Origin of the sequence: Anaerocolumna sp. AGMB13020, assembly GCF_033100115.1 — a bacterium.
GTDB lineage: Bacteria > Bacillota > Clostridia > Lachnospirales > Lachnospiraceae > Anaerocolumna.
Genome location: NZ_CP136910.1, coordinates 3350365 through 3375591, shown reverse-complemented (window position 1 = coordinate 3375591; position 25227 = coordinate 3350365). Strand labels below are relative to the sequence as shown.

General features: G+C 40.1%; 20 protein-coding genes. 7 read left to right on the top strand and 13 right to left on the bottom strand.

Translation table 11 applies throughout. From position 1 onward, the window contains the following. Positions 1-440 precede the first annotated feature (440 nt). Complete coding sequence (gene ytvI, locus R2R35_RS13750; protein WP_317730397.1) at positions 441-1505, bottom strand: sporulation integral membrane protein YtvI; 1065 nt, start codon at positions 1503-1505, stop codon at positions 441-443. A 338-nt stretch (positions 1506-1843) separates the two neighbouring features. Between ytvI and R2R35_RS13745 the strand changes: the two genes are divergently transcribed. Beyond that, positions 1844-2500, top strand: coding sequence for a hypothetical protein (locus R2R35_RS13745; protein WP_317730396.1), 657 nt, complete (start codon positions 1844-1846; stop codon positions 2498-2500). Between the two features lie 139 nt (positions 2501-2639). Here the strand turns inward: R2R35_RS13745 and R2R35_RS13740 are convergent, their stop codons facing one another. Next, positions 2640-5651 carry a glycoside hydrolase family 2 TIM barrel-domain containing protein gene (locus tag R2R35_RS13740; protein ID WP_317730395.1) on the bottom strand — a complete coding sequence of 1004 codons (3012 nt, stop codon included), beginning with the start codon at positions 5649-5651 and terminating at the stop codon, positions 2640-2642. Between the two features lie 302 nt (positions 5652-5953). On the opposite strand from R2R35_RS13740, the gene R2R35_RS13735 reads away from it, so the two are divergent. Next, complete coding sequence (locus R2R35_RS13735) at positions 5954-6805, top strand: helix-turn-helix domain-containing protein (protein ID WP_317730394.1); 852 nt, start codon at positions 5954-5956, stop codon at positions 6803-6805. A 2-nt stretch (positions 6806-6807) separates the two neighbouring features. Here R2R35_RS13735 and R2R35_RS13730 read toward each other — a convergent pair whose 3' ends face one another. Next, entirely contained in the window at positions 6808-7737 is a 930-nt protein-coding gene (locus tag R2R35_RS13730; RefSeq protein WP_317730393.1) for an AraC family transcriptional regulator, read from the bottom strand. A gap of 886 nt (positions 7738-8623) precedes the next feature. Between R2R35_RS13730 and R2R35_RS13725 the strand changes: the two genes are divergently transcribed. Continuing rightward, complete coding sequence (locus R2R35_RS13725; RefSeq protein ID WP_317730392.1) at positions 8624-10123, top strand: alpha-glucosidase/alpha-galactosidase; 1500 nt, start codon at positions 8624-8626, stop codon at positions 10121-10123. Positions 10124-10433: 310 nt separating this feature from the next. On the opposite strand, the gene R2R35_RS13720 is transcribed toward R2R35_RS13725, so the two are convergent. Then, positions 10434-10970 carry a GNAT family N-acetyltransferase gene (locus R2R35_RS13720; RefSeq protein ID WP_317730391.1) on the bottom strand — a complete coding sequence of 179 codons (537 nt, stop codon included), beginning with the start codon at positions 10968-10970 and terminating at the stop codon, positions 10434-10436. A 181-nt stretch (positions 10971-11151) separates the two neighbouring features. On the opposite strand from R2R35_RS13720, the gene R2R35_RS13715 reads away from it, so the two are divergent. Continuing rightward, the gene (locus R2R35_RS13715; RefSeq protein ID WP_317730390.1) at positions 11152-11802 is read left to right on the top strand and encodes a DNA-3-methyladenine glycosylase family protein; all 651 of its coding nucleotides are present in this window, start codon (positions 11152-11154) and stop codon (positions 11800-11802) included. A 74-nt stretch (positions 11803-11876) separates the two neighbouring features. Here the strand turns inward: R2R35_RS13715 and R2R35_RS13710 are convergent, their stop codons facing one another. From R2R35_RS13710 to R2R35_RS13700, 3 genes are all read right to left on the bottom strand, one after another. Continuing rightward, positions 11877-12065 carry a ferredoxin gene (locus R2R35_RS13710; RefSeq protein ID WP_317730389.1) on the bottom strand — a complete coding sequence of 63 codons (189 nt, stop codon included), beginning with the start codon at positions 12063-12065 and terminating at the stop codon, positions 11877-11879. Between the two features lie 45 nt (positions 12066-12110). Continuing rightward, positions 12111-12638 (bottom strand): flavin reductase family protein, encoded by a 528-nt coding sequence (locus R2R35_RS13705; RefSeq protein ID WP_317730388.1) that lies wholly within the window; start codon positions 12636-12638, stop codon positions 12111-12113. A 222-nt stretch (positions 12639-12860) separates the two neighbouring features. Then, positions 12861-13619, bottom strand: coding sequence for a Crp/Fnr family transcriptional regulator (locus R2R35_RS13700; RefSeq protein WP_317730387.1), 759 nt, complete (start codon positions 13617-13619; stop codon positions 12861-12863). A 76-nt stretch (positions 13620-13695) separates the two neighbouring features. On the opposite strand from R2R35_RS13700, the gene R2R35_RS13695 reads away from it, so the two are divergent. Together R2R35_RS13695 and R2R35_RS13690 are read left to right on the top strand one after the other, a co-directional pair. After that, on the top strand, positions 13696-15120 hold the full coding sequence (locus R2R35_RS13695; RefSeq protein WP_317730386.1) for a helix-turn-helix transcriptional regulator: 1425 nt from the start codon (positions 13696-13698) through the stop codon (positions 15118-15120). Continuing rightward, positions 15098-16111, top strand: a complete 1014-nt coding sequence (locus R2R35_RS13690; RefSeq protein WP_317730385.1) for a zinc-dependent alcohol dehydrogenase — start codon at positions 15098-15100, stop codon at positions 16109-16111. The genes R2R35_RS13695 and R2R35_RS13690 overlap by 23 nt, the downstream gene beginning before the upstream one ends. A 29-nt stretch (positions 16112-16140) precedes the next feature. Here R2R35_RS13690 and R2R35_RS13685 read toward each other — a convergent pair whose 3' ends face one another. The 6 genes from R2R35_RS13685 to R2R35_RS13660 form a co-directional block, all read right to left on the bottom strand. Further along, a complete protein-coding gene (locus R2R35_RS13685; RefSeq protein WP_317730384.1) occupies positions 16141-16584 on the bottom strand; it encodes a GtrA family protein in 444 nt (147 codons plus the stop codon). Between the two features lie 152 nt (positions 16585-16736). Beyond that, the gene (locus R2R35_RS13680; protein WP_317730383.1) at positions 16737-17987 is read right to left on the bottom strand and encodes a class-III pyridoxal-phosphate-dependent aminotransferase; all 1251 of its coding nucleotides are present in this window, start codon (positions 17985-17987) and stop codon (positions 16737-16739) included. A gap of 92 nt (positions 17988-18079) precedes the next feature. Continuing rightward, positions 18080-19333: a phosphotransferase enzyme family protein gene (locus R2R35_RS13675; RefSeq protein ID WP_317730382.1), complete on the bottom strand. Its 1254-nt coding sequence runs from the start codon at positions 19331-19333 to the stop codon at positions 18080-18082. 201 nt (positions 19334-19534) lie between these two features. Continuing rightward, on the bottom strand, positions 19535-20335 hold the full coding sequence (locus R2R35_RS13670) for a carbohydrate ABC transporter permease (protein WP_442872293.1): 801 nt from the start codon (positions 20333-20335) through the stop codon (positions 19535-19537). A gap of 65 nt (positions 20336-20400) precedes the next feature. Then, complete coding sequence (locus R2R35_RS13665) at positions 20401-21450, bottom strand: carbohydrate ABC transporter permease (RefSeq protein WP_317730380.1); 1050 nt, start codon at positions 21448-21450, stop codon at positions 20401-20403. A 226-nt stretch (positions 21451-21676) separates the two neighbouring features. Then, positions 21677-23032 carry an ABC transporter substrate-binding protein gene (locus R2R35_RS13660; RefSeq protein ID WP_317730379.1) on the bottom strand — a complete coding sequence of 452 codons (1356 nt, stop codon included), beginning with the start codon at positions 23030-23032 and terminating at the stop codon, positions 21677-21679. 341 nt (positions 23033-23373) lie between these two features. Between R2R35_RS13660 and R2R35_RS13655 the strand changes: the two genes are divergently transcribed. Then, positions 23374-25194: a sensor histidine kinase gene (locus R2R35_RS13655; RefSeq protein ID WP_317730378.1), complete on the top strand. Its 1821-nt coding sequence runs from the start codon at positions 23374-23376 to the stop codon at positions 25192-25194. Positions 25195-25227 lie beyond the last annotated feature (33 nt).

Sequence of the window (25227 nt, the reverse complement as noted above, 5' to 3'; positions counted from 1 at the left end):
GCGCTCAATTGTTTTTCATAAAGTTAGCAAATCTATTGGTTGTCCAATCTCATTGCAAATAACTTTATCTTTTAAATTGCACATAGTAAGTAAACTATATAGTTAGAAAACAATATAATTATTGTTAATAACTGTATAATATATTTTTACTTTTTTCTTGTCAGTTATAGCTATAAACATATCACATTATGCCTTTTATTTAGTAGAATTTACATATGTAATAACATTCAGGACTTTCGGACAATGAGTTGGCACATAAAAAACTGGAAACACTCTAGCATTTTCAGTCTATATCTCTTTATCTTTACTGTTTATTGCTATAACTCGACTCCTTTATAACAAACTCGGACTATATAAATATGTCTTCACATAAACAGCAAAAGTTAAAGATATAAAAAAAAGAAGTACATCCCACTTTGATGTACTTCCTTTTACAACACTTATATCTTAAACAGGTGTATACTGCCTTCTTTATTCAGTTTGATAAGAATAGTGGCCATTATTGGTAAAATCAGAAGTCCTAACACTCCCATCAACTGGGCACCGACATACATTAGTACCAGTGTTACTATGGGATATAATCCGATCTGCTGACCTACTATCTTTGGCTCAAGTATTTGTCTTACCACTGTAATGAAAATGTATAATATCAGCATTCCCATACCAACCTTCGTATTCCCGATTATAAAGGCAATGACTGACCAGGGCAGAAGCACTGCACCGGTACCAAGAATAGGCATGATATCTATGATTGCTACCAGCAGACCAAAAAGAAAAGGGCTAGGTATTCCAAGAATCCAGAAACCTATTGACAACTCAGCAAAAGTAATAGAGATAATCGCTGTATAAGCTTTTATAAAATTACCCAGAGAGCCTATTACATTATCCTTTAAGTTCAGTATCACCTTCTGATGCTCAGGCTTGAACTGGCGAACAATAAAACGGGTTATCTTATAATAATCAATTGTAAAAAAGAAAGAGGATACTATCGTAAATATAAATTTTATTAAAAGGGTGGGTAACATTCCAGCAAAACCAGTTGCCATTGATACAACCTTCGTGGATATCTGGGAGAGATACGTAAATACCGATTGATCGATATTACTCATAAAATTATCCAGATAGGTTCTTGTACTCGGATACTTCTCTATCATATTGTCTGTTACCGTATTTAAAGCAGGAAGCAGTGTTTCTTTGTAGAGTGTGGGGAGATTATAAAATAGAGAGCTTACGAAATTGACCATCTTTACACCAATAAGGCTAATAATAAAGCCCAGCAGGCTGTAAAAAGCCAGCAGTGTCAGAATAGAAATAAATACCCGCTTACTATGCGTCTTTTTCTCAATCAGGTCAATCAGGTTTCGAAATGACATGGCTATTACAATACCAATAACAAAAGGCATTAACAGCGGAAAAACATATTTAATCCCAACATACAGCAGTAGTGTTAGAATTAAGAAAAAAATAAAATGTATTATAAATGCTCTTTGCTTATTCAAGTTCATGAACTTTTATACCCTTCCTGGTTTTGGCATTCTATATATGTATTTATATTATATTCCTTTTCTGATTTTTGAAACAAATCAGCAGCCCAACATAGAGCTGTAAAAATCTAGATTTTATTGGTGTCGTAACCTTTCCTTCCGTATACTTTGACTATTTATTATTTTATATGACTCATATTGCACTGTCAAGTGTTGAACAGGTTAGAAAAAGGGATATCATTTTTATTTTTTTTAAAGTGATAGGTTATAGTATGCTTTGATAGTGACAAAATTTATTAAAATTTGACATTTATCTTCCAATGCTTTATACTTATGGAAAATTTTATAAGGAGTATTTTATGGATAATAATTTAAACCAATGGCTGGAGGCAGAAAAGGCTTCCGCCATAATAAACATGTCAAAGGAAAGGAAACGTCTTGCTCTGCAGATGCTCTTTGCTTTTCCATGCAGTGTCGCTGTTTTGTTCCTTATAGGTTACTTAAGCTCATCGTATGATTTAAGTCTTGGTATTAAAAATATTAAATATGGTGTTATTATCGGAGTGATCTGTGAAGTAATCTATCTGCCATTCATCCTTCGGGATACTTCTAAGAGGTATATCAAATTTATAAAAAAAGAACTGCGTTCCCAACTTACAACACCGGGGGAAGAAGCTGCTTTCGCTGCTCAGATGGTTGATGCCTCCGTTATAAAAATTAAACATGTCAGAGACAAGAGGTATGAAGAATGGGTCTATATTACCAAGGATTATCTTTTTAAAAATTATTCCTTTGAAAATACCTGTTTGGTCAGATTAAAAGATGTTGACCACATTGAACTCAGTAACGAGCATTACCAATTACAGTTTAGACCAAAGGGTGTTAAAACTATATTTGACCTTTTTCCAATATATTTTTACTACCGTGGTTCGGAAAAGAAAAAGCCTGATCAGGTACTGGTATTCTCTTCTTCAGAACATAGAGATGACGTAATGAAAATCATAGCACAGGCCTGATTTATGAAAGAAGCGGAAACCTCCGATAATTTTCGGCTGTTTCCGCTTCTTTGCAGTTCCACCTGGATGTTTCTGAAAACTGCTTGTGTCGGTTTGGATGTTCTATTTTTATGGGAGGAAAAGCTAACTTAATATAAAATTATTCAAAATACAAGGTGGCTTTAAAGGAAATTTCCTCTTCCACTAACTGATATTTCTCTGCAAGTGCCGGTCCACAGGAATTTGAACCTACACCACTCATCTTATAATCCACGCAGAGTATAGTACTGTCTGCTGTTTCAAGCTCATAATTATGCGCTTTTTCTGCTAATTCTTCCTGTGTATAGCGTCCTGCCTGGAAGGAAAATGGAGTATGTGCAGTAATATGAAGGTTTTGTCCATAAGAAGATACTATGGTTAACTCTTCACAGCCATAATGACTTCCGTTCTCCTGTGGTTTGATATAATCTATATGCATATCAGAGATTTCCTGCTCAAATCTGCCAAACCAGGAGGAACGGCGTTTATCAATATAACTTTCACCAGGTCCATAACCTAGATAATTGACTTTATCATATTCCTTGGGCAGGAAGAAGCGCAGACCAAAACGTGGAAGGAATGGAAGCTCCTTGTTTCTCTTACCATTTATCTCTACGGTTACCGTACCTTCTGCACTAATGTACCAGGTTACCTGAAGATCCAGTATATGCTGAATCTGAATTGCTGTAATTGCCAGCTTGCAGTAAATAGCTGTTACACCGTTTTCCTGGGATACGCGGGTTTCATATACACGGGGGAAGGCTCTATCATAACGGGCTCTCTCCCAGGAATTACGAATATTGCGGTCATTGTCGGCAGGTGCACGCCAAATATTATATTCCAGCGGTTTCTCCAATACTGTGTGGTTATTTACAACCATGGATTCAAAGCTCCCATACAGCTTATTAAAACGATAGCTGAAGTTTGCTCCGTTTACTACTATTTTTGTACCATTCTCTTCTACCTGAACCTTATTTTCTTTGCTTGCAGTCTCACCAGTAGTCTTGCTCAGAGGAAGTGTGCTTTCCTGTAAGAACAGCTGGTCAAATCCCAGCTTATGGCCTATTGCAGTCAGGGGAAGTTCTATTGTCTGAAGGTAGTTCAGCTTAACGGTAACGCTCTCCTTGCCAAAAAGGCTCTTATCAACAGGAAGCTTAAGGGTAATCTTACCATGAGGAGGCACATCCAATGCTCCAAGCTGATATACCTCTTTTGTTACTCCATTTACCAAAAGTTCTGCTTCTACCTTTAAGTAATCTTTTAAATTGGTAAAATCCAATTTGTTTTCAAGTTCAATTGTAGCGTCTTCTTTGTTTAACAGTACTCCGCGTACCGGACGAATTACATTTTTGTATTCTGCCAGTGCCGGGTGAGGGATACGATCAGGAGATACCATACCGTCTACACAGAAATTACCGTCATGCGGGTATTCACCGGAATCTCCGCCATAATGGAATATCTTGCGTCCGTCTTTTGTAATACCACGATAAATTGCATGGTCACACCATTCCCATACGAATCCGCCCACAAAACGGTCATGAGCGTAAATGCATTCAAAATAGTCCTCCATGTCTCCGGGGCCATTACCCATTGCATGAACAAATTCACAAAGCATATACGGCTTTGGATTGGATTTAAGATATTCCTCAATGCCTGGCACGGAAGCATACATGGTGCTGTATACATCCAGCATGGAGGTATCATTTATATGTCCGCCGGTCTGGTGAATGCTGCCTTCATAATGTACAAGTCTGGTAGGATCGTACTCTCTTATCCAACGACCGGTATCTTCAAGGGCCTTGCTGTAGCCCGCTTCATTTCCCATGGACCACATTACCACACTGGCATTGTTCTTATCACGGATAACATTTCTCTGGTTACGGTCTAAAATTCCTGCTGCAAATATTTCGCGCTGTACCAGATCGCCATAGGTATCTGACCAACTGGCTCCATAATAGCTGGTAGCACCGTGGGCTTCCAAATCGCTTTCTCCGACTACATAGAATCCATATACGCTGCATAACTCGTTAAACCAGGGTGCATTGGGATAATGGCTGGTACGGATGGCGTTGATGTTGGCTTCCTTCATTAGTCTCAAATCTTTTATAGCCTGCTCTTTGCTGATGGTATAGCCCGTTACAGGATCGCTGTCATGACGGTTAACACCTTTGAATTTAACCTTAACACCGTTAATAAGAATTATATCATCCACAACTTCTATTGAACGGATGCCTACTTTTTGATAAATCACTTCCTCCGGTGTGTTGATGGTCAAGGTGTAGAGGTAAGGGGATTCCGCACTCCAAAGAGACGGATCTTCCAATTTAATTACAAGTTTAGAACCTTTTACAGTTTCAGCAGCAACTACTTTACCGGAAGCATCGGTTAAGGTGCCTGTTACCGGTACGGCCTCACCGCTGAACTCAAAGTCCACATTAATCTCTGCTTTGGTGTAATTATCCGTTAACAAAGTCTTTACAAAATAATCACGAATGTGGTTAACCGGACGGGTGATAAGGTAAACATCGCGGAAGATTCCTGTCATACGGAATTTATCCTGATCCTCCAGATAACTTCCATCACACCACTTTAATACCACAACGGTTAAATCATTCTCCCCCATTTTAAGATAGGAGGTTATATCAAATTCACTGGTAGAATGAGATACCTGACTGTAACCTGCCAGATTGCCGTTGATATATACATAAAAGCAGGAGTCAACACCTTCAAAGTTCAGATAATACTTTGTCTCACCTGAAATCTGCTCTATTTCAAAGCAACGATGGTATACGCTGGTGGGATTCTCCTGGGGAACAAAAGGGGGATCATAAGGAAAGGGGAAATTAACGTTGGTATACTGGTGACGGTCATAACCATGCATTTGTATACAGCTTGGGACAGGAATGGAATCATAATTTTTGTATTCATAGCCAGCCTGTGTAAAATCCTCCAGTTCAAAAGGATTATTATAATAGCGGAAATCCCAATCTCCGTTCAAAGAATTCACGCGGGAGCTCTTAACGGCTTCACCGGGAGCAAAGGGAAGATAATAACTGCGGTTGTCTTCACAGCCTGTGTGAAGAACAGAGGGGTCTTCATAATACTTTGGTAATTTTAATTCTGACTTTAACATAAGTATTCCTTTCATCAGCATAAAATTTATTTTTCATAACTTGAATATACCAAAATAATTGTTATAATTCCATACATAAAGTTGATATCTATATGCACAAAGTTTTCAAATTGAAATTGACAGTTCCGGTTAATTATTATAAAATCATTTCAATAACCAGACATTTCATGACTTTATATACCAGAGGATTTCAAAAGGCGCGAGCAAGCGAAAATAGCATGAAATTCCTGACTTATCATAAATTTATATCTGTTTCCTTCCATTAAAAATCAAATGAGTTCCTTACCAAGAAAGAGGTAAATATGCTTACAGTAGTAGGGTATTATGATTGGCAGTCAGATGAAAAATCCGTATCTGAGGAGGATTTCTTTGTACATTGCAGCGGCAGATACCGGCTGGTCAAGAAAGACCGGTTCTACACCGAACGTCCTCTGGGAGCTGCAAATTATCAGCTTATCTATATAGGCGACGGTAAAGCCCGTTTCCGAATCAATGGTAAAGTACAGACACTGGAAAAGGGTAGTTGTGTGCTCTTTCATCCAGGGGAACCTCAGTATTATTATTATTACCTGGAGGAACACCCGGACATCTACTGGGTACATTTCTCCTGCAAGGACAGCAACCCCTTCCTGAACCAGATGGGCTGGGGAGAAGAAACGATTTATCAGGTAGGTGTACACAATAGCTATATCCATCTCTTTGACGGAATTATACAGGAGCTGCAGCTGAAACAGCCTTTTTTTGAAACACAGCTGAAATTTCTGATGCAGCAACTTTTGCTTAAAATGGGGAGAAACCGGATAAGAGAACGAAAAATATTTGAAAACTATAATAAGGAGGTGGAGGAAGTACTTAGGATCTTTCATTTATCCCCTGAAAGGGACTTTACCATAAAGCAATTTACAAAGGATAGGGGATTAAATTATTATCGCTTTATCGATACCTTTACAAAACATGTCGGAATCTCACCAAGGCAATATATAATAAACATTCGAATGACAACCGCAAAAGAGCTGCTGACCAATTCTCTTTTTCATATTTCAGAGGTGGCTCAGCTGGTTGGTTATGATAATCCTCTTTATTTCAGCCGGCTGTTCAAAAAAATGTGGGGCATATCCCCTACGGAGTTCCGCAAACAGAACGAAGGCGAATAAACTTATTTAAAAGCCCAGACCTGGTAATCTCCCTTATGCTTACTATAGACAGAAGGGGAACAGCCGGTGAGTTTCCTAAAGGTATAAGTAAAATGCTGTCGGTTATGAAAGCCCACGCTGATTGCAATATCGGTAACCGGGAGACTGCTGGTTTCAAGAAGAACCTTCGCTTTCTCTATACGAAGTTCATTTATTTTGTCCACAAGGGTCTTACCTGTCTGTTCCTTAAACAATCTTTGGAGATAAGCAGCTGAGACTCCGATTTTAGCTGCGATGTCCTCTACTTTAATATCCTTTTCATAATTGCTGTTGAGAAATGAAAGAGTTCTGCTGACATATTTACTGCCGCCGTCGCTGCGGTATTTCTTAGACCTTTGTCTGCTTAACTCCACCAAAAGCTGTGCCAGGCAAAGATTCTGCATTACTCTGTGTTCTCCTGCCTCCATGGGATTTTGCAGCTGCTTATGAGTTTCTGTTATAATCGTATGCAGGGTACCCTCTCCGTCATAGCACTTGTATATAGAGGTTGGTAAAGCCAAAAAATCTCTTAAGGATTTCGACTGCTCACGAAGCTGCTCAATCGTTTTTCCACCATTTCCTCCGGGCCGGGGCAACAGGGCAATTTCCAGATTCAAAATACGGCAGCGCACTCCCTTTACCACCTCCAGCTTATGCCAGGTACCGCCGTCAATCATCACATATTCCCCCTCTTTCATCCTCCAGACTTTTTCTGTGCCATCAGCTGTCCAGCTATAGATTGTGCAGCAGCCACTGGCAATATACATAATCTCAAATTCACCATGGCTGTGGGGCTCCATATCAAAGAAATCAAAATTCATGGCATAATAACGTTTCACCAGGAACCAGGAGTTCCTGTTTTCTCTGTCGTAAAGGCTTATGTGACTTATATCCCCGCTCTTCTCCCTCAGCATGTTCGTCCTCCCTTATAAAAGCTCAAGAATACTATTCTCGCTAGTACTATATTTTTGAATTAATTTTGTTATATTTCTGATTCATGTTCTGTATTATTTCCGGTATTGCATTATTTCTTGTGCTATTCTGGAATATAACTTGTACTATTTCTATCCTTGTACTATTTCTTGTGCTCTTCTTGTATTATTACTTGCACTAGTAACTATTCTCCTACTATTTCAATGTGCCATTCCGGATTATAACTTGACTAATATCTATCCTCCTACTATTTCAATGTGCTCTTCTGGATTATAACTTGTACTAATATCTATTCTCCTACTATTTCTTCTGCTTTTCTTGTATTATCTCTTGCACCAGTATTTATCTTCTATTACTTCTGCTATTTCTTTTATTTTCCTGTATTATATCAACATCTTAAAATTTTAAATTTCAATATTATACAAAAATTTCAAAGTCTTATAACCATAGGATTTCAGGCCAAATGCACAAAATAGAGGTATGCATGCGCCTATGGAAAGATATTAGAAGTCCTTTTCTCTGGAGATTTTATGCTATGTTATAAAGCAGATTGTCTGAGCGCAGCGAGTTATCTGATTTATAACATGCCAAGCATAAAATCACCAGAGAAATAGGACTTCTTATATCTTGGAATCGAAGCATGCGTACCTCTATTTTATGCATTTGGCCGTCCCCTTGTTAAAAACCTTCCCTTTTGTTACCCTCCCCGCCCTATACCACTCAAACATTATTATATCATAATATCTTACATTCCGTAAAAGAGTACAGAATTCTTTCCACCTAAACTTTTATTATTGAATATAATACTCCTATCAATACATCCCCGAACTATTTCCCGAAAAACAATCAGCAGGAGGTTTATTATTTATGTCATTTAAAATTGCCTTTATCGGTGCCGGAAGTGTAGGATTTACCAGAACATTGTTTTCTGATCTTATGACAGTTCCCGAATTCCGCAATATTGAAGTTACTTTTACCGACATCAACCAGCACAATCTTGATATGGTAACTGCTTTATGCCAGAGAGATCTGGAGGAAAACGGTCTTTCCATTAAGATTCATGCAACTACAGACCGCAGAGAAGCCTTTAAAGATGCCCGTTACATCATCAATTGCGTAAGGATCGGTATGTTGGAAGGCTTTGAGACAGACGTGGAGATTCCTTTGAAATACGGAATTGACCAATGTGTAGGAGATACCTTATGCGCAGGTGGAATCATGTATGGACAGCGCGGTATCGCAGCCATATTGGACTTCTGTAAGGATATCAGGGAAGTAGCAGCACCTGGTGCTATAATGCTGAATTACTCCAATCCCAATGCCATGCTAACCTGGGCGGCAAATAAATATGGCAAGGTAAAAACCATTGGCCTGTGCCATGGTGTTCAAGGCGGACACGATCAAATCGCCAAAGCACTTGGGCTTAAAAAAGAGGAAGTTGACATCATCTGTGCCGGTATTAATCATCAGACCTGGTATATCTCTGTTAAACACAAGGGTGAGGACATGCTCCCTAAAATCCTTCCTGCCTATCTGGAAAACGAGGAATTATCGAAAACGGAGAAGGTAAGAATTGACGTCTTAAAGAATTTTGGGTATTACTCTACTGAATCCAACGGCCACTTATCCGAGTATGTGTCCTGGTACCGCAAGCGCCCTGAGGAGCTTGAGAAATGGATTGATTTAGGTGTGTGGATCAATGGCGAGACCGGAGGGTACCTCAGAGTATGCCGCGAAGGCCGTAACTGGTTTGAAGACGATTTTCCAAACTGGATGACGGAACCTGCCAAAAAATATATTGCCGAGAACCGTAGTCAGGAACACGGCTCCTATATTATCGAAGGACTTGAAACCGGCAGAGTTTACCGTGGTCATTTCAACGTAATGAATGAAGGCTGCATTACCAACCTCCCAGAGGAAAGTGTTGTAGAAGTTCCAGGGTATATAGATGCCAATGGTATCAACATTCCTAAGGTAGGTGATCTGCCGCTTGGCTGTGCAGCAGTTTGCTCACAAAGCATTTGGGTACAACGACTGGCCGTGGAAGCTGCTGTAGCGGGAGATATCACTCTGCTCCGCCAGGCTATGTTAATGGATCCGCTTACTGGAGCAGTCTGCACTCCTGCAGAAATCAATCAGATGGTGGACGAGATGCTGATTGCCGGTGAAACCTGGCTGCCCCAATATAAAGAAGAAATTAAACTGGCAAAGATAAGACAGGCACAGTATAACCTGATTCCTGCAAAAGCTTATAAGGGAATCCGGGTACCAGAGAAGTCTATAGAGGAAATGCGAAGGAACAAAGAAGAAGCAAGAAAGAATGCTGCAGAAACAGATAAGGCAAAAGACAGGCCTTCCGCCAGGTAACACCTGAATAGTCCCTCCTGTATAACCAGTCTTATGGCCTGGACAGGGACCGGACAAATAGATACGAATAAAAGAAGCAGTAGAGGATACATTAACAACCAGATAATAGAATATCTCCAATGTAACTGTATTCCGAACTGCTTCTTTTGATTGTGTTTTCTAACATCCCCAATTACAGCAATACATACTGTATTACACATTTGTTGGAATATAACTCAAACTAATGCGGATAGAATCAATCAGCTCTCCAATAACAGCATATCTGACTGACTGCCTAGATACAGCAGGCAGCTGTGCCGGCTTCTGTATCTTATGCCTGGAACTCTTCCTCCAAAATGGAATACTCATAGGCATCATGCCAGATGGGTTCCCCCTCCGGTGTGGTCTTAAAAAACGCTATCTTTTTAAAGTATCCTTCCCTTCGCATGGAAAGCCTCTCCAGCAGCTTCCAGGAGGCTGAATTCTCCGGACTGCACCTTGCCATAATCCGGTGGGCACCTTCCTCCTCAAAGCCATATTTCATGATTACCCTGCAAGCCTCCGTAGCGTACCCCTTTCCATAATACAAAGGATGAAAGACATAACCGATTTCCCAGGTCATAAAAGCTTTCGGCTCCTTCCTGCTAAAATAAAGATTACCAATCAATTTATTATTTTCCTTCAGGCATACAGCCCAAAAAGCTTCGTTCTCCGAACGATATACAGCTTCATTTTTACATTCTTCTGTGTATGTCCCATAAGGCTCATACTTCACAACAGCTTCTATGGAAAGATACCCATGAAGGTCTTTCCAATCCTCTTTGCAAAAACGTCTTATAATCAATCTTTCACTCTCAAAAACAACCATATATATCCCTTTCTTAAGGACTTTCAATTTTATTTACTGCTTTAACTACAACTGTATTAGAATCCATCTTCAATGTCAAACTACATGTTGTTTTAAACCATTCTTTCACAAATTGTCTGTTCATTTTTCAGATGAAATAATATTCAGTCTATGCTATAGTTAGCTTATTGGAGGTGATTTATTGTTTTTTGAATATGGTGAAAAAGAAATTGAGTATCTTAAAGCCCGCGACAAACAGCTTGGTGCAGCCATTGACCGGATTGGCCCCATTACGAGGTCTGTTGACAGTGACCTGTTCTCCTCCGTAATCCATCACATTATTGGGCAGCAGATATCTACCAGTGCCCAGGCTACTATCTGGCAGCGGTTATGTGACCGCCTGGTTACTGTTAATGCAGAAACAGTCTGTTCCTTGGAGCTGAACGAGCTGCAAAAATTAGGGATGTCTTTTCGAAAAGCTGAATATATAAAAGATTTCTCTGAGAAAGTCAGAGCGAAAGAATTTGATATAGATGCCCTTAATCACCTGTCCGATGCAGAGGTTATTCAAGAACTATCTGCCTTAAAAGGGATTGGTGTATGGACAGCTGAAATGATTATGATATTTTGTATGCAGCGTCCTGATATTGTAAGCTTTGGAGACCTTGCAATTCTAAGAGGTATGCGTATGCTTTATCGGCACAGAGACATCGACTCGGTTAAATTCAGAAAATATTCCAAACGTTATTCACCTTATGGAACGATTGCAAGTTTATACCTATGGTCAATTGCAGGCGGTGCTCTTCCTGAGCTGGCAGACCCGGCACCTAAAAAGAAAAAAGGAAGAAAATAAGCTTACTTTTTTAAATAAGACTGCTTACTTTCATCTCATCAGAAAATAAGCAGTCTTATATGATTCAAAATTTCTTATTCGGCACTGATTACTGAAACAGGACAACCATCCACTGCCTCTGATACCTCGCCTTCTAATTCTGAGGGTACTGTTTCCACATATACTTCCGCAGGTCCATCCTCTCCCATACGAAATACAGCCGGACAGACAGATACGCATAAACCACAGGAAATACATCCCTCTCTGTCAATTGAAGCTTTCATACGAATACCTCCTTTCCAATAAAATCATATATCATAAAAGGGGCTTTATTTGAATCCCCTGTTTACTCCGTCGCTAAAATAAGAAAGATTATGAAACTCTTCGATTTTTATATTTGCATTTTCATCCAGGTGGGTTTCTGAAACAAGTCTGCCCTTTATGGTGGCAAGAATATTCGTTATTCCCTTGTAATGAGGGCTCTCAATTACATCTGTTAATGTGCATTCTATAGAAACGGGGCATTCCGCAATAGAAGGAGCATTGATATGTTTTGAGGGTACAGGGGTCAGATTTACGCTGTCAAACTTCTTACAGTCAGCACCTGTGTTTTTACCACAGAACTCAATTTCCTCCATTAGCCTGCTGTCTGCCAGATTAATTACAAAATCCGACACTTCTTTTATCTGGCTGACTGCATAGCCTTTGCTGCTAAAACCCAGCATGACCATATCTTTTAAGGTGTAGGTGGAGGATAAGGTCGTTACATTTGCAATGCCTTCTTTATCATAGTAGCTTATAAGCACTACTGGAAATCCATAATACATCTTTTCATAGTTTACATTTACTTTTTTCATCTTTTACCTCTCATTCTGCTACTTTCGTTCTGTTAATAGCCGCAGTTTGTGATTCACAATGGTTTATATTCTTGTATTCTTTTTTCAGTTATATAATAACATTTTCCATTTTGTTTATATGTTGCAATTGCAACGCTTTAAAAATTTATTCTGAATCAATTTCCCAAATGCTTGTATAAAAAAGCTGCTGCATTCCCTGCAACAGCTTTGGGATACCAGAAATCATTCATAAAAGGATTCCAGTAAAGTAAAGTTATTTTTTTCAAAATCAATTAATCCTGCCCTTTTCATATTGTTGAGTTCTCTGGTCAGGGCACTTCTGTCCGTACATAAATAATCAGCCAGCTCAAGCCTTCCAAGAGCTATAGTAAAGCTTGTACTCTTCTTCTTCTGCGCCTGAATGGTCAGAAAAGCCGTAATTTTTTCCCTTATAGTCCTTTTTGACGTGATATCCAGCTTTTCTACAAGAAGAGCATTTTTCCTGGCTATCAGAGATATCATGTTTTCGATTAATCTATGGTGGAAGATACAGGATCTGGAGCAGGCATGCATAACCTTATCAAAGTGTACGAAAAGTACCTTAACCGGGGTGGTTGCAACAAAAGCTACCGTTGAGGTCAGGTCGGCTCCACAAGCAAAAGTCTCTCCAAATAATTCCCGCTCTTCGATTGGAGCCAATATGGATTTGTTTCCTCTTAAGTCTTCTTTTATCATATGAACGGTACCCTCCAGTAATACTCCCACACATTCTACGGAGTCATTATATAAAACTATATACTCCTCCTTTTCATAGGTTTTAATAAAGGCTCTCAGGCACTCAAAAAGTGAGAGCAGATCTTCCCCTCTGATTCCCTCAAATAGAGGAATTTCCTCACAGATCTTTCTATAATCTTTTAGTAAGTCTCTCATATTTACACCCTTGCATATCACTGAGATTCCCGTGATACTGCCTCCTCTGTCAATACTTTTTGGTTCTTTCACAGATTCACTTTACATTTTGCCGTACTTAATTTATTCTGGATAAAATAAACGATACGAAGAATAAGGAGGAAAAACCATGTATCATGTTGCGATAATTTCTGAAAACCGGATTTTGCTTAAACAAGTCTATGAAATGCTGGAAGACACTACCTTGCTCCGTATTCACATCGTTCCCTTCAGCATGGATGCTTATGAAGTTTTCTATCAGAACCACACAGACATCGTAATTTTAGATACCTCTGTTTTTCTCCCCTATGATAATATATTGGAGCAATTAAAGCAATGCCATTGGAATTATCACGTCTTACTTCTGCATGAAGGTACCCCGGACTTTGCTCCGCCAAACAACATCTTCTGGCTGTCAAAAGATAAATTGAGCCCGGAACTATTCCAAGAAATATTCACTGCTATCCAAAAAGCCACAACCAGTGTCCGTAAGGAGAACTCTCTGGTAACCCTGGACTGGTACGATGAGCACACCTTTTCCATCCACCCGGATGCCTATCATCTGCTTTTCATTAAGCTCTTTCATTCACAATTTACTCCTGCTGTTTATAACACCCTTCTGGCATTACTTTCAGATTTCTGTACCTCCAATGTGATATTTTGTACCGATAATGAACTGCTACTCTACATAAGCCGCTCGGATGTTAAGAAGTCTTTTAACTTCCCACTGATATCTCAGTTGGTATTTCAGAAGCTGGGTCTTAAAACCTGCCTTTTATATGAGAAAAATATCAATTGGAGAAGGTTTTACGAAACCTGTATGGAATTAAAAGCCCATCAGTCCTTCTCTTATTTCTTAAGCGGCGAACTCTGTACCCTCTCTGACCTCCAGCAAAACCGCATACCTACAGTATATAAAGCTTTAAAGAAGCAATACCTGTTACTCCTTGAAGCAATATTAAAGAATGATTTACCTGGAAGCAGACACCTGTTACAGGATCTGTACCTGCATGTCATTAAACCCAGCTATGATTTTCCCACAAGAGAATATATCAGGCTGCAGCTATATTATCTGCATTATCTGTTAACAAAAGAACCTCTGACCTTTGCTTTTTCCTCTGTGGAGGACGAACTGGAATATCTCCTGAACAGCAGGCTGTTCAGGAGATACCCATACCCCTCTGCCAGAATACAAGAACTACTTGATACCGCTGTTCTTACAATCTATAACCGGTATGAAACCACCATTTCACTGGAGGGAATAGCGGAGGAGCTCTGTTTAAATAAAATCTATCTGAACCGGATATTCAAAGAATGCTATGGTGTGACAGTTCTTGAAGCCTTACAGCTGCTCAGGCTTCTGCATGCCAAATTCTTTCTGCTTAACAGCGATCAAAAGGTTTCAGATATCGGAAAAAATAACGGATTTTGGGATGCCGGTTATTTTGGCAGGGTTTTCCGAAAGTCTACCGGATATACCCCATTGGAATTTAGAATGAAACGTGAAGACAAAAAGGAGATGGCTAACTTATATGCAGGCATTATGGCGATATGAAAATGGTGTTCTTTCCTTCCTGGAAGTAGCAGCACCTGAGATTCAAAAACCGGAAGAAGTAAAAATAAAGGTCATGTACAGCACCATCGGTATCCAGGACCTCCGTATGACCAGAGCCTGGGACTTCTATGCCAAACCCGGCATTGCAGGTTATGAAATGGCAGGTATTATTGTTGAGCTGGGAGAAAAGGCGAAAGCAGAAGGGTATTATGAGGGACAGCGCGTTACAGGAACAATTGCTAAATTCTGCGGCAGCTGTGCTTACTGTCTTAAAGAAGAGGAGAATAATTGTCTGCAGATTTATAGTAAAAGCGGTACCATTTGTGATTATGTGGTATGGGACTATAGCCAGCTTGTTCCCCTAACACCGGAAACTCCCTATCGCATCGGCTGCTTATTGGAGCCTGTTGCTGTTGTTTATATGGCTTTTCTGAAGATGAAACTCTTACCTGGTAATAATATCTGTATTTTTGGCGGTGACTTTAACGGCCTTCTTATGCTGCAATTTGCAAAAATGGCAGGCGCTGATAAAATTACCGTTGTGGAGCCAAAAGAATCCAGCCGGCTTCTTGCCCTTTCTCTTGGTGCCACTTATGCTGTTAATCCAGCTGATGATACCTACGAAACAGAATTATTGAAGCAATCTGATTTCATGGGTTTTCAATCTGTTGTTATTACCTCCAGCAATACCGAGTGGTTTCAGACAGCCACCAACACGGTGGCCAGAGGCGGTACTGTTATGATAACCGTTTACTATGACCAGGGAAAGGATTTCTCTATAAATTCCATTAAGTTTTTTGCTATGAATCTTAATATTACCAGTTCATTTCTATACTCAAAAAAGACTCTGCTGGAAACGAGAGGTATCATGAGCTCTTTACAGCTGGAGGAGCTTATAGCCAAAGAATATCCGGTAAAAGATGCTCTTATAGCCTTTGATGAAGAGCAAATACACCGTTATCCCAGAATCGGTCTGGTGCTGGGTACCTGAAGGGGCTGCCCCAAATGACAGGCTGTAAGTCATAATACAATTGCCCCTTTATCTTTTCCTTTATTTTTCAGGCTGTCGACAGACTTCCCAAATACAAATAATCTTTGATAAAGATATTCCGTAACGCAGTTTAATATTAAGCTCATAGCAGTCACCAGATATGCATTCCATAAAAGATTCTCCACCAAATGATTTCCAAATACAGTTGATAGGGGAGTGAAAACGACGTAATAAATAAATACCTTTATCATGGCAATGGTTATATTATTATTGGAATGAAAGGTAAATCTTCGATTTAATGTAAAATTCCAAACCACGGACATCACAAGGGCAAGCAGATAACATGGCCAGTAATTCCAATCTGTCAGCTGTTCAAACAGGGTAAACATGGTCATTTCAATTACTCCCGCGGAAGAAGCAAAAGCCAGATACTTTAGGGTCCGAATTATTTCACGTCTATTATTTTCACTCATATTAACCTCTATTCTTGTGCACGCTCTTTGCGCATACCAAGTTTGTGGTGCGCAAGCACAAACTTGCGGTTGAAAAATTTATTCTTCAACCTAGCCCCCTAGATGCCGCAAGTCTTCTTGCCGCACTGCTGAAATAAGAATTGATATGCCTTTTATATATTCAAGGAAATTATAGCTTCTCCCATTGCTTTATCCAGTCTTCTCAGAACCTCTTTTGCTGTCTCTTCCTTCATTAGGAGTCCCGGTTTAAATTGCAGGGCTGACTTATCAAAGTTAGCCATTACACTCCATATACCATTTTTCATAAGTGCCGCCATCAGCGCCATTCCTCCCATGGGATGAGCGGTTTTTAATCCCATTATCACACCACACTGCCTGACTTCACACAGGAAGTCCGCGTACTTATTCTGGATCTTAGCAAGCTCCTGTTCGAAAAGAGAAGTCAGCATATTCACATTTTCTCTTGTGCCCGGGCGGGACAGGATTTCCATTACTTTTGTCCCTACAATACAACCCAACTCAGAAGCATTAAAAGAAGATACATGAGCAAAACCATCCTCCTTTAACCAGTTGCCGGCCTCTTCCGACATAATTACGGCAGACATGGGATAATAACCGCCGGATAATCCTTTGCCGGTTACGATCATATCTGGTTTCGCTCCATACTTACAGCAGCACCACATTTCACCGCTTCTTAACAGACCCGTCTGGACTTCATCTGCAATATACATCGCACCATATTGATGTGCCAGGATCTCTACACCTTTATGATAGTCCTTAAGAGGCATTGGAAATCCTGCGGTTGCCGGAATGCTCTCAATTATGACACAGGCAGTGTCGTTTTTTCTAAGCACTTCCTCTAACTGCTCCAGATTGTTATAGTCTATATGGGTATACACTTCCTCCTCGGGTTTCATGTTAAAAAATTCTGCCATTGCCACATAACCGGCCTCCATTGCAATTCCCGTGGAACCATGAAATGCACAATTTAAGCTTACAACCCGGGTTCTTTTCGTAGCTCTTCTGGCAAATTTTATGGCAGCATCGATGGATTCTCCACCACCATTTAACATATAAACATATTTCATATTATCTGGAGATACCTGCAACAAAGCTTTGCAGAGTTCATTTTTATACTGAGAGGGGAAGTAATGATTCCCTGCATCCACCAGTTCTATCCCTTTGAGCAAGGCTTCTTTGATCTCAGGATTTTTGTGTCCCAGATTGAATACGCCACCGTTTGAATGCATATTAATGAATTCATTCCCGTCCAGATCCTTAAAATAACTACCGTCCCTTTCCCCCATAGAGAGTTCAAGGCCAAACTGCCTGAAAGTGTCCACTTTATTTGGATTCCAGACATTATATGCTTCTTCGTAGATTTCATGTGCAGTCAAACTCATATTAATTCCTCCAATGTTTCATAAAATAATTTCTTTTCATCGATAGATCATCACAAGTAATAATTATTACTATATCGCGTTACATCCTGTAATCAGGCTGTATGCATAGGTCTGTACCCTGCTTCCTCTTTCACATCCTCGGATAGGAATTTTGTATTGTACCTTCTTAGGTAGTTCTTTGCCAGCAACACGGTTCCTTTTGCGTAAAAGGCTAAAATTTCTGGAGTTAGCTCTGTTGCTTCGCTACCACCCAAAACACATCCGATTCGGTAGATAAGGCTTTGAAGCAGACCAATTCTCCGCATCATAATAAAGGTCCATATTTCCTGGCGATCTCTGGGTAATACAGGCAGTACCGATTCGTAACCTCTCAGAATCTCCTCCACCACCTCAGAAAGGTCCGGACGGTGTTCAATAAAACCAACAGCCCCTGCAATATCATACATATACCAGCCCCTGCCGCAGTCATCAAAATCCAACGCAGTAATTCGTTCGCCATTTTTCAGCAGATTGGCCAGCCTCAAATCGCTGTGTATCATACCATAACATTCTGCTCCTTTTCCATAGGCCTCCAGACGTATCTTAATCAATTCAACGCAGGCATCAAGAATAGCGATTTCCTTTTGGGAAAACCACTTGGCGGAACGATAGCTAACACCGTAGAAATTATTCCATTCGCTTCCAAAGGTTCCATCCAGGTTCCATTCCATTCTCTCGTAAAATTCCGGATACTTCCATTGTTTTGTCTGCTTATGAAGAGTGCCTGCTATGATACCAACCTGTCTGTAGAGCTTTCTGTCCACTGGCTTTAATGGGGATTTTCTTTGTGTTCTTCCGAATATTTCATAAAGCACTGCCGCCTTCTTAAATAAGGGTATGGTTATCTTGTCAGGAATCTTTTCAATTCTTTGAATCAGCTTTCCAACACCTTCATTACTGTCACTGGTATCTACCGGTACTTTGCCATCAACATATTCAAAGCAAACCACATGCCTCTCTTCCTTCATGGCAGGTGTATCAACGGTTTCCACCAGTAGTCCGTTTTGGGATTCTACCGGTGATGCCAGGCTTAGCCCGGTCTCTCTCTTTAGATCAATCAGCCATTGAAGTTCCGTTCGAATATTATTTAACTTCGCGTAGTCCAGTCTGTGAACACGAAGGATAACTTTAGGCGCACCTGTGCGCTCCAGGCAAAAAGTCGCATTCTCTGTAAAGTTCAACAGTTTCATCGCTGTACCGGCGGGTATATTCCATCGCTCCATGGCTCTTTCTGCCACATCATAAAAATGTCTGATTTTTTCTTCAAAGGTTAATGTTTCAAAAGTACACTCTAATGCATCATCCATACCGTTCACCCAAGCCTTTCCAAAATGTGATCTGACGTCATTCCTCCTGCAGCCATAAAAAAAACGCCATCGTTATCGATGACGTTTTTGTCTGCAGAGAATAAGTAATTTAGATATTATAATACTCACATTTTTTTAGTTTGGAAATAGTATTATATAAACTTTCCCACAATTTTACTTGTAAAATATATATTTTTAACGTCAGCCTTTTAAGCCGGTAGATGCAACACCTTCCACAAAATATTTCTGTAGGCATAAGAATACGAGAATAACCGGAACCAGGGATACCACAGAACCTGCCATAATAAGACCATATTCAGCGGAATATTGTCCAATGAACATCCTTAGCCCCAGCTGAATTGTTTTCTTTGTCTCAGTTTTTAAATAAATCAACGGTCCCAGATAATCATTCCAGGTATTCACAAAGGTAAAAATAATAAGGGTTGATAAGGCGGGTTTGGACAGAGGCAGCATAATCCTGGCATATATCCTGTACTCATTCATTCCGTCAATTCTTGCTGCCTCACAAAGATCATCAGGTATTCCTGCATAAAACTGTTTCATCATAAATACTCCGAAGGCAGAGAAAGCCTGCAGACAGATCATCGCCAACAGCTTATCATTTAATCCCATGGAACGCATCATGATAAACTGAGGAACCATGTATACCTGCCAGGGCATTGCAATGGTAGCAATATAAGCAAAGAACAGTGCATTTTTATTCTTGAATTCCAGCTTTGCAAAGGAATAGGCTGCAAAACTGGAGGTAAATATTTGCAAAAGGGTGACAACAATAGTTAGCAAAACCGTATTCTGTACAAATTTTAGCAATGGTATTTTGGTCCAGATTTTTATGTAATTATCCCACTTGGGAATTTCAGGAATCCAGACAAAGGGATCCATTACAAAAACTTCACGGTTGGTCTTTATAGAAGCAGATAACATCCATAAAAACGGTACGATCATGATTGCGGTGATAATGAATAAAATGATATAGACCATGGTTTTCTTAAATATATCATGTTTACTTTTTGACTTATACATAGCGGCTCCTCCTTCTCATGTCTTTACGCATTCAACTTCTTCTCATATCTGAACTGAATGACTGTTATGAGCAGTACCAGTGCAAATAATACCATTGCTACAGCACTGGAATATCCCAGTTTCCAATAGTTGAAAGCATTTTGATAAATGTAGTAGACAAGAACCGTTGCCGATGTACTTAGCTTACCATCTCCGCCGCCGGCCAGCATAACAGCTATGTCGTATACCTTAAAGCAGTTAATTGTAAGCATGACTACAACGAAAAAGGTAGTAGCCCGAAGCTGGGGCCAGGTAATAAAACGGAACTTCTGCCAGGTGTTGGCACCGTCCAGACCGCCCGCCTCATATAACTCTGCAGAAATTCCCTGAAGTCCTGCCAGATAAATAACCATATAGTAACCCATGTATTTCCATACACTAAACAATGTCAGAGTAAACAATACCAGACTTCCGCTGAACCATTTAGGCAGCTCCTGCTGTGCTACTCCAAAAACAGTTAAGAGAAGATAGTTAACCGGCCCTTTTGAGGGATGGAATATCATTCCCCATACGGCAGTGATTGCAACCAGAGAGGCTACATAAGGAAAAAATGCCACCGTCCTGAACAGACCTCTTGCCCGAATCTTCTGATTCAATACCACGGCAAGTGCCAGCGATGCCACCATGGTTAAAGGAACAGTTCCAATAACATAAATCAGCGTATTCTTAAGGGCTGCCAGAAAGAAAGTATCCGTAGCCAATGCCTTAAAATTAGCAAAACCTGCAAAGCTGATGGGATTACTGCCATCCCAATTGGTAAAGGCCAATATAAATGCAAATACAACGGGTATCAGAGTAAATACCGCAAACCCGATAAAGTTCGGAGCAATAAAGGAGTAGGCAATCAGCTGTCTCTTGGCTTCCCTGCTTATTAATCGGTTGTTTTTAATTGTCGTAGCCTTTCTCTGAATACTGTCTCTTCTGGCAATCAGCTTCTGTTTCTGTCTGATATCTGTTTCTCCTTGAAGCTTCTGCATCAATTCTGCTGCTTCCGTTTCCAGTTTCTTTACCCGAGCCGCCTTTTTCTCATTCATCGTTCTGTTTAAAAGCCCTAAGAAGGCTTAACTCCTTTCCCTGAGAATGTGTTTGAAAAATGCTTGTGCCAATTCATATCTTGCTTTGAATTCTATCAGAAAACAAAGCCTCAACTTTAGGTTCAATTATTTTTCAAACACGCTCTAATCTGACTAACTGCTTTTCTATGGATAGTTCGAGGCTGGCAGATGCCAGCCCCGACTAGGTTTTTCTATTAGAAAACGCTTATTTTCCTAAGACCTTTCCAACTTCTTCATTCATTTTCGCAATACCTTCGTCCACTGTTATTTCACGATTCATAATAGATTTATGGTAAGTATCAAGAATGTCATTGATCTGAGAAACATTTTCCGCATAAGGGGCTTCCAGATACAGATTGGATACACTAAGGGCTTCCTTGCTGGCTTCATCTGCCGGGAATCCTTCAAGGCCTGCAATGATATCTGAAATCTCGCTGTTCATAAGTGCAGGGAAGTTACCAGTCTCAGCCATAACCTTCGCGCCTTCCTCACCGGATACCCATTTTACAAAGTCAAAGGCTGCCTGTTTCTGATCAGATACACTGGTTACTGCAAGGCCTGTGATTGTTCCAAGAGTAGAACCAGGTGCTACGCCCTCTGCATGAGGATATTTTACAAGTCCCCAGTTGCCGCAGAGAGATGCATCATACTCACCGCTCTTTATATTTGCTATTAAGGTGGAAATGAACCAGGAACCCATATTCATCATGGCAACGTCACCACCGGAAAAAGCTGCGGAATAATGAAGACCTTCCGCACTAAGATCAGCATAGTTTCTGGCTATCTGGTCATCTTCTTCTTTTAAGATCATCTCATAATAAGGTTTGAAGAAATCATAATTACCGTCCAGGATAGAGTGTTTTCCGTCAAGTACGCCAAATAACTGAACTGCACTTCTCCAGGTATGGTAGTGAGTACCGTAAATCTGTGAACCAAAAGTAGGATCAGCTACCTGTCTGGCAAGAGCATCGTATTCTTCGAAGGTCATATCATTGTCAGGATAGGAAATTCCTGCTGCATCAAAGATATCTTTGTTATAATAAATTAACCAGAAATCATTTCTGAATGGAAGTTCATAAAGGCTGTCATTTACTCTTACCTGACTGTCAACACCGCCGTACTGGCTTAAATCAATACCTGCCTCGGAGATATAACTATCAAGAGGTTCCAGGGTGTTCTTAGATACCAGAGTTGCATAACCGGGCACATCTTTTATGGTAACTACATCGAAATCAGAGCCGCTTCCAGATAACTCGGTAGCAAGAACCGTCATATAGTCTGTAGAACCTAAATCCGTCAGCTCAATGGTTACATTGCTATTGGCGGCTTCATAGGCATCCTTTAAAGCAGTCCAATAAGGTGTGATATCCTTATCCCAAATTGCCCATTTTAAGGTTACCGCTTCCCCTTCTGTTGTGGGTTCAGCACTTGGTGTCTCTTCTGCAGGGGTGGTTGCAGCCGGATTGTTTGTCTCTGTCTCTGCATTTTTAGAGCTGCAGCCGGTAAATAATGACGCAAGCATTGCCGTCGCCAGCAGAACAGATAAAAGCTTTTTCTTCATAAATCATATCCTCCCTATACATTATAAATTTTCTATGTACTGCTCAAATAATCCAGATATTTCATTTGCTTGCTTTCTGCTTTGCATTCCACAGTACTTTTGGATTATCTTATCTTTAGTATAAAGATATTTCTGATGGTTTTACATAGACAATTTCTATATTTCATTCATAATCCCTTCCAACCTCAGAAATATTATCTTCAAAAGATATACTATCTTTGACTGTCATATATTATTTTCTTCACTTTTGCTTTCACAAGGGTTCTTGAACTTTTTAGCTTTCAAAGAAACTTTCCTTGTGCTAAAATACTATCATAATTACGGTATTCGAGAGGGGTTTTATGAAAAATACACGAACCAGATCTTTTCATACCATACGTGCTCGTATATTATTAAGCACGATTTCACTGATTGTTATAATAAGTACAGTTATAACCTCCATCAGTTATTTTGTGGTATCCTCAAACCTGCAGCAGAACCTGATTCAAACCTCTGAAACCAAATTATCCTTTCTCTGTTCCTCTATTGATTCTAATATAAACGGCATCAATGGGTTTATAAGATCCTGCCAAATCAGCAGTAAAATCAAGAATTTCGCGTTGGAAGCACAGACTGACAATAACAGCCGAAAGCGGGAAGCCCGTGACTTCGTGATGGAAACTTATACCTCAAACGCCTCTCTTCCCTCCCAGTTAATTCGGTTGGTGGTAATCGGCAAATCCAGAAGTGATATTATTCAGGTAGTGGAATCACCTTATTCCACCATAACCGTGTCCGCAGATGCAATACTATCCCTGCCTTATTTTGAAACACTGCATGACAACCAGGGGGAAGTGTCCACAGGAATTATCATGGATCCCTTCTTTACCACCAAGCAGGTACCTATGATTCCATTTGTAAGCTCCATCGGTCATCCCTACAAAGCAGGTGAAATCGGTTATATTTTTACTGAAATGTCTCCTTCAGTCATTACGGCTCCTATTAAGAATTATCTGTCTGAAACAGACAGTTATTTCTATTTTCGCATCGGTGACCACCGATACCAGTACATAGATAATACTCTTGTTCCTTATGAACACACCTTTGAGATCATAGATGACCTCTCCTCCCTTGCACTTAGCGGGGACACCAGTATTCAGAAAGTCCGGGATACAGACGGGACAGGTACTTCCATTCTCATAACCCGTCCTTTGGGAACAAAAGGCTGGTATGTAACAGAATGCGTGGATGAAACCGTATTATCAAAGACCATCTTCCAGACCTTTTTTCTAATTGCCCTTATTGTAGTTGCCGCTTCCAGCTTTATTGGCATATTGCTTTCTTTGTTTCTCTCCAAAACCGTTAATGTGCCAGTAAAGAAGCTGAAAGCGCGTATGAAGCAAATCGTAAACGGTAATTTTGAGAGGGATCCTTCCACCGAATGGGATCATGAGCTGGGGGATATCGGTAAAAACATCAATGACTTATCCGAAAATGTCCTGTCCTTAATGAATCAGAGAATTGAAGATGAAAAACAGAAAAAGGATTATGAATATAAAATGCTGCAAAGCCAGATAAACCCGCATTTCATATATAATACTCTTAATTCAATCAAATGGATGGCAACGATACAGAATGCTCCGGGTATTGCAGAAATGACCACTTCCTTATCCCGGTTATTAAAGGATATCTCCAAGGGAACTACCAACCTGGTAGACCTAAATCATGAGCTGTCCCTGTTGGATGATTATTTTACTATACAACAGTATCGTTACGGCGGAGCAATAACCCTTCATTACACCATCGAGGAAGAGGAACTTACCTCCTGCCGGATACTGAACTTTACGCTGCAGCCAATTGTGGAGAATGCAATTTTTCACGGTATCGGGCCAAAGGGAAGTGCCGGAATCATTGAAATACATATTTACAGAGATGAAGCCAGTGATATTCATATAGATGTTACTGATGACGGAGTAGGTATGGATCCTGAAGTGGCAGCCAGGCTCTTGGTAAATGAAATACCTACGGAATCTTCTTTCTTCAAGGAAATCGGTATCAGTAATGTCCATAAAAGGCTGCAGTATCAATTCGGCAGTAAATACGGCTTGTCCGTATCCAGTAAGCCCGGTGAATTCACCATGGTGTCCATACTGCTACCCTTTCAGAAGAATGTTTCCGATTGATGAATATTTATGATTTTACGAATATCCTTTCAG

Excerpts from the sequence above, each read along its gene's own strand:
- ytvI (WP_317730397.1), bottom strand. The coding sequence starts at position 1,505 with ATGAACTTGAATAAGCAAAGAGCATTTATAATACATTTTATTTTTTTC.
- R2R35_RS13745 (WP_317730396.1), top strand. The coding sequence starts at position 1,844 with ATGGATAATAATTTAAACCAATGGCTGGAGGCAGAAAAGGCTTCCGCC.
- R2R35_RS13740 (WP_317730395.1), bottom strand. The coding sequence starts at position 5,651 with ATGTTAAAGTCAGAATTAAAATTACCAAAGTATTATGAAGACCCCTCT.
- R2R35_RS13735 (WP_317730394.1), top strand. The coding sequence starts at position 5,954 with ATGCTTACAGTAGTAGGGTATTATGATTGGCAGTCAGATGAAAAATCC.
- R2R35_RS13730 (WP_317730393.1), bottom strand. The coding sequence starts at position 7,737 with ATGCTGAGGGAGAAGAGCGGGGATATAAGTCACATAAGCCTTTACGAC.
- R2R35_RS13725 (WP_317730392.1), top strand. The coding sequence starts at position 8,624 with ATGTCATTTAAAATTGCCTTTATCGGTGCCGGAAGTGTAGGATTTACC.
- R2R35_RS13720 (WP_317730391.1), bottom strand. The coding sequence starts at position 10,970 with ATGGTTGTTTTTGAGAGTGAAAGATTGATTATAAGACGTTTTTGCAAA.
- R2R35_RS13710 (WP_317730389.1), bottom strand. The coding sequence starts at position 12,065 with ATGAAAGCTTCAATTGACAGAGAGGGATGTATTTCCTGTGGTTTATGC.
- R2R35_RS13705 (WP_317730388.1), bottom strand. The coding sequence starts at position 12,638 with ATGAAAAAAGTAAATGTAAACTATGAAAAGATGTATTATGGATTTCCA.
- R2R35_RS13695 (WP_317730386.1), top strand. The coding sequence starts at position 13,696 with ATGTATCATGTTGCGATAATTTCTGAAAACCGGATTTTGCTTAAACAA.
- R2R35_RS13690 (WP_317730385.1), top strand. The coding sequence starts at position 15,098 with ATGCAGGCATTATGGCGATATGAAAATGGTGTTCTTTCCTTCCTGGAA.
- R2R35_RS13685 (WP_317730384.1), bottom strand. The coding sequence starts at position 16,584 with ATGAGTGAAAATAATAGACGTGAAATAATTCGGACCCTAAAGTATCTG.
- R2R35_RS13680 (WP_317730383.1), bottom strand. The coding sequence starts at position 17,987 with ATGAGTTTGACTGCACATGAAATCTACGAAGAAGCATATAATGTCTGG.
- R2R35_RS13675 (WP_317730382.1), bottom strand. The coding sequence starts at position 19,333 with ATGGATGATGCATTAGAGTGTACTTTTGAAACATTAACCTTTGAAGAA.
- R2R35_RS13670 (WP_442872293.1), bottom strand. The coding sequence starts at position 20,335 with ATGGTCTATATCATTTTATTCATTATCACCGCAATCATGATCGTACCG.
- R2R35_RS13665 (WP_317730380.1), bottom strand. The coding sequence starts at position 21,450 with ATGAATGAGAAAAAGGCGGCTCGGGTAAAGAAACTGGAAACGGAAGCA.
- R2R35_RS13660 (WP_317730379.1), bottom strand. The coding sequence starts at position 23,032 with ATGAAGAAAAAGCTTTTATCTGTTCTGCTGGCGACGGCAATGCTTGCG.
- R2R35_RS13655 (WP_317730378.1), top strand. The coding sequence starts at position 23,374 with ATGAAAAATACACGAACCAGATCTTTTCATACCATACGTGCTCGTATA.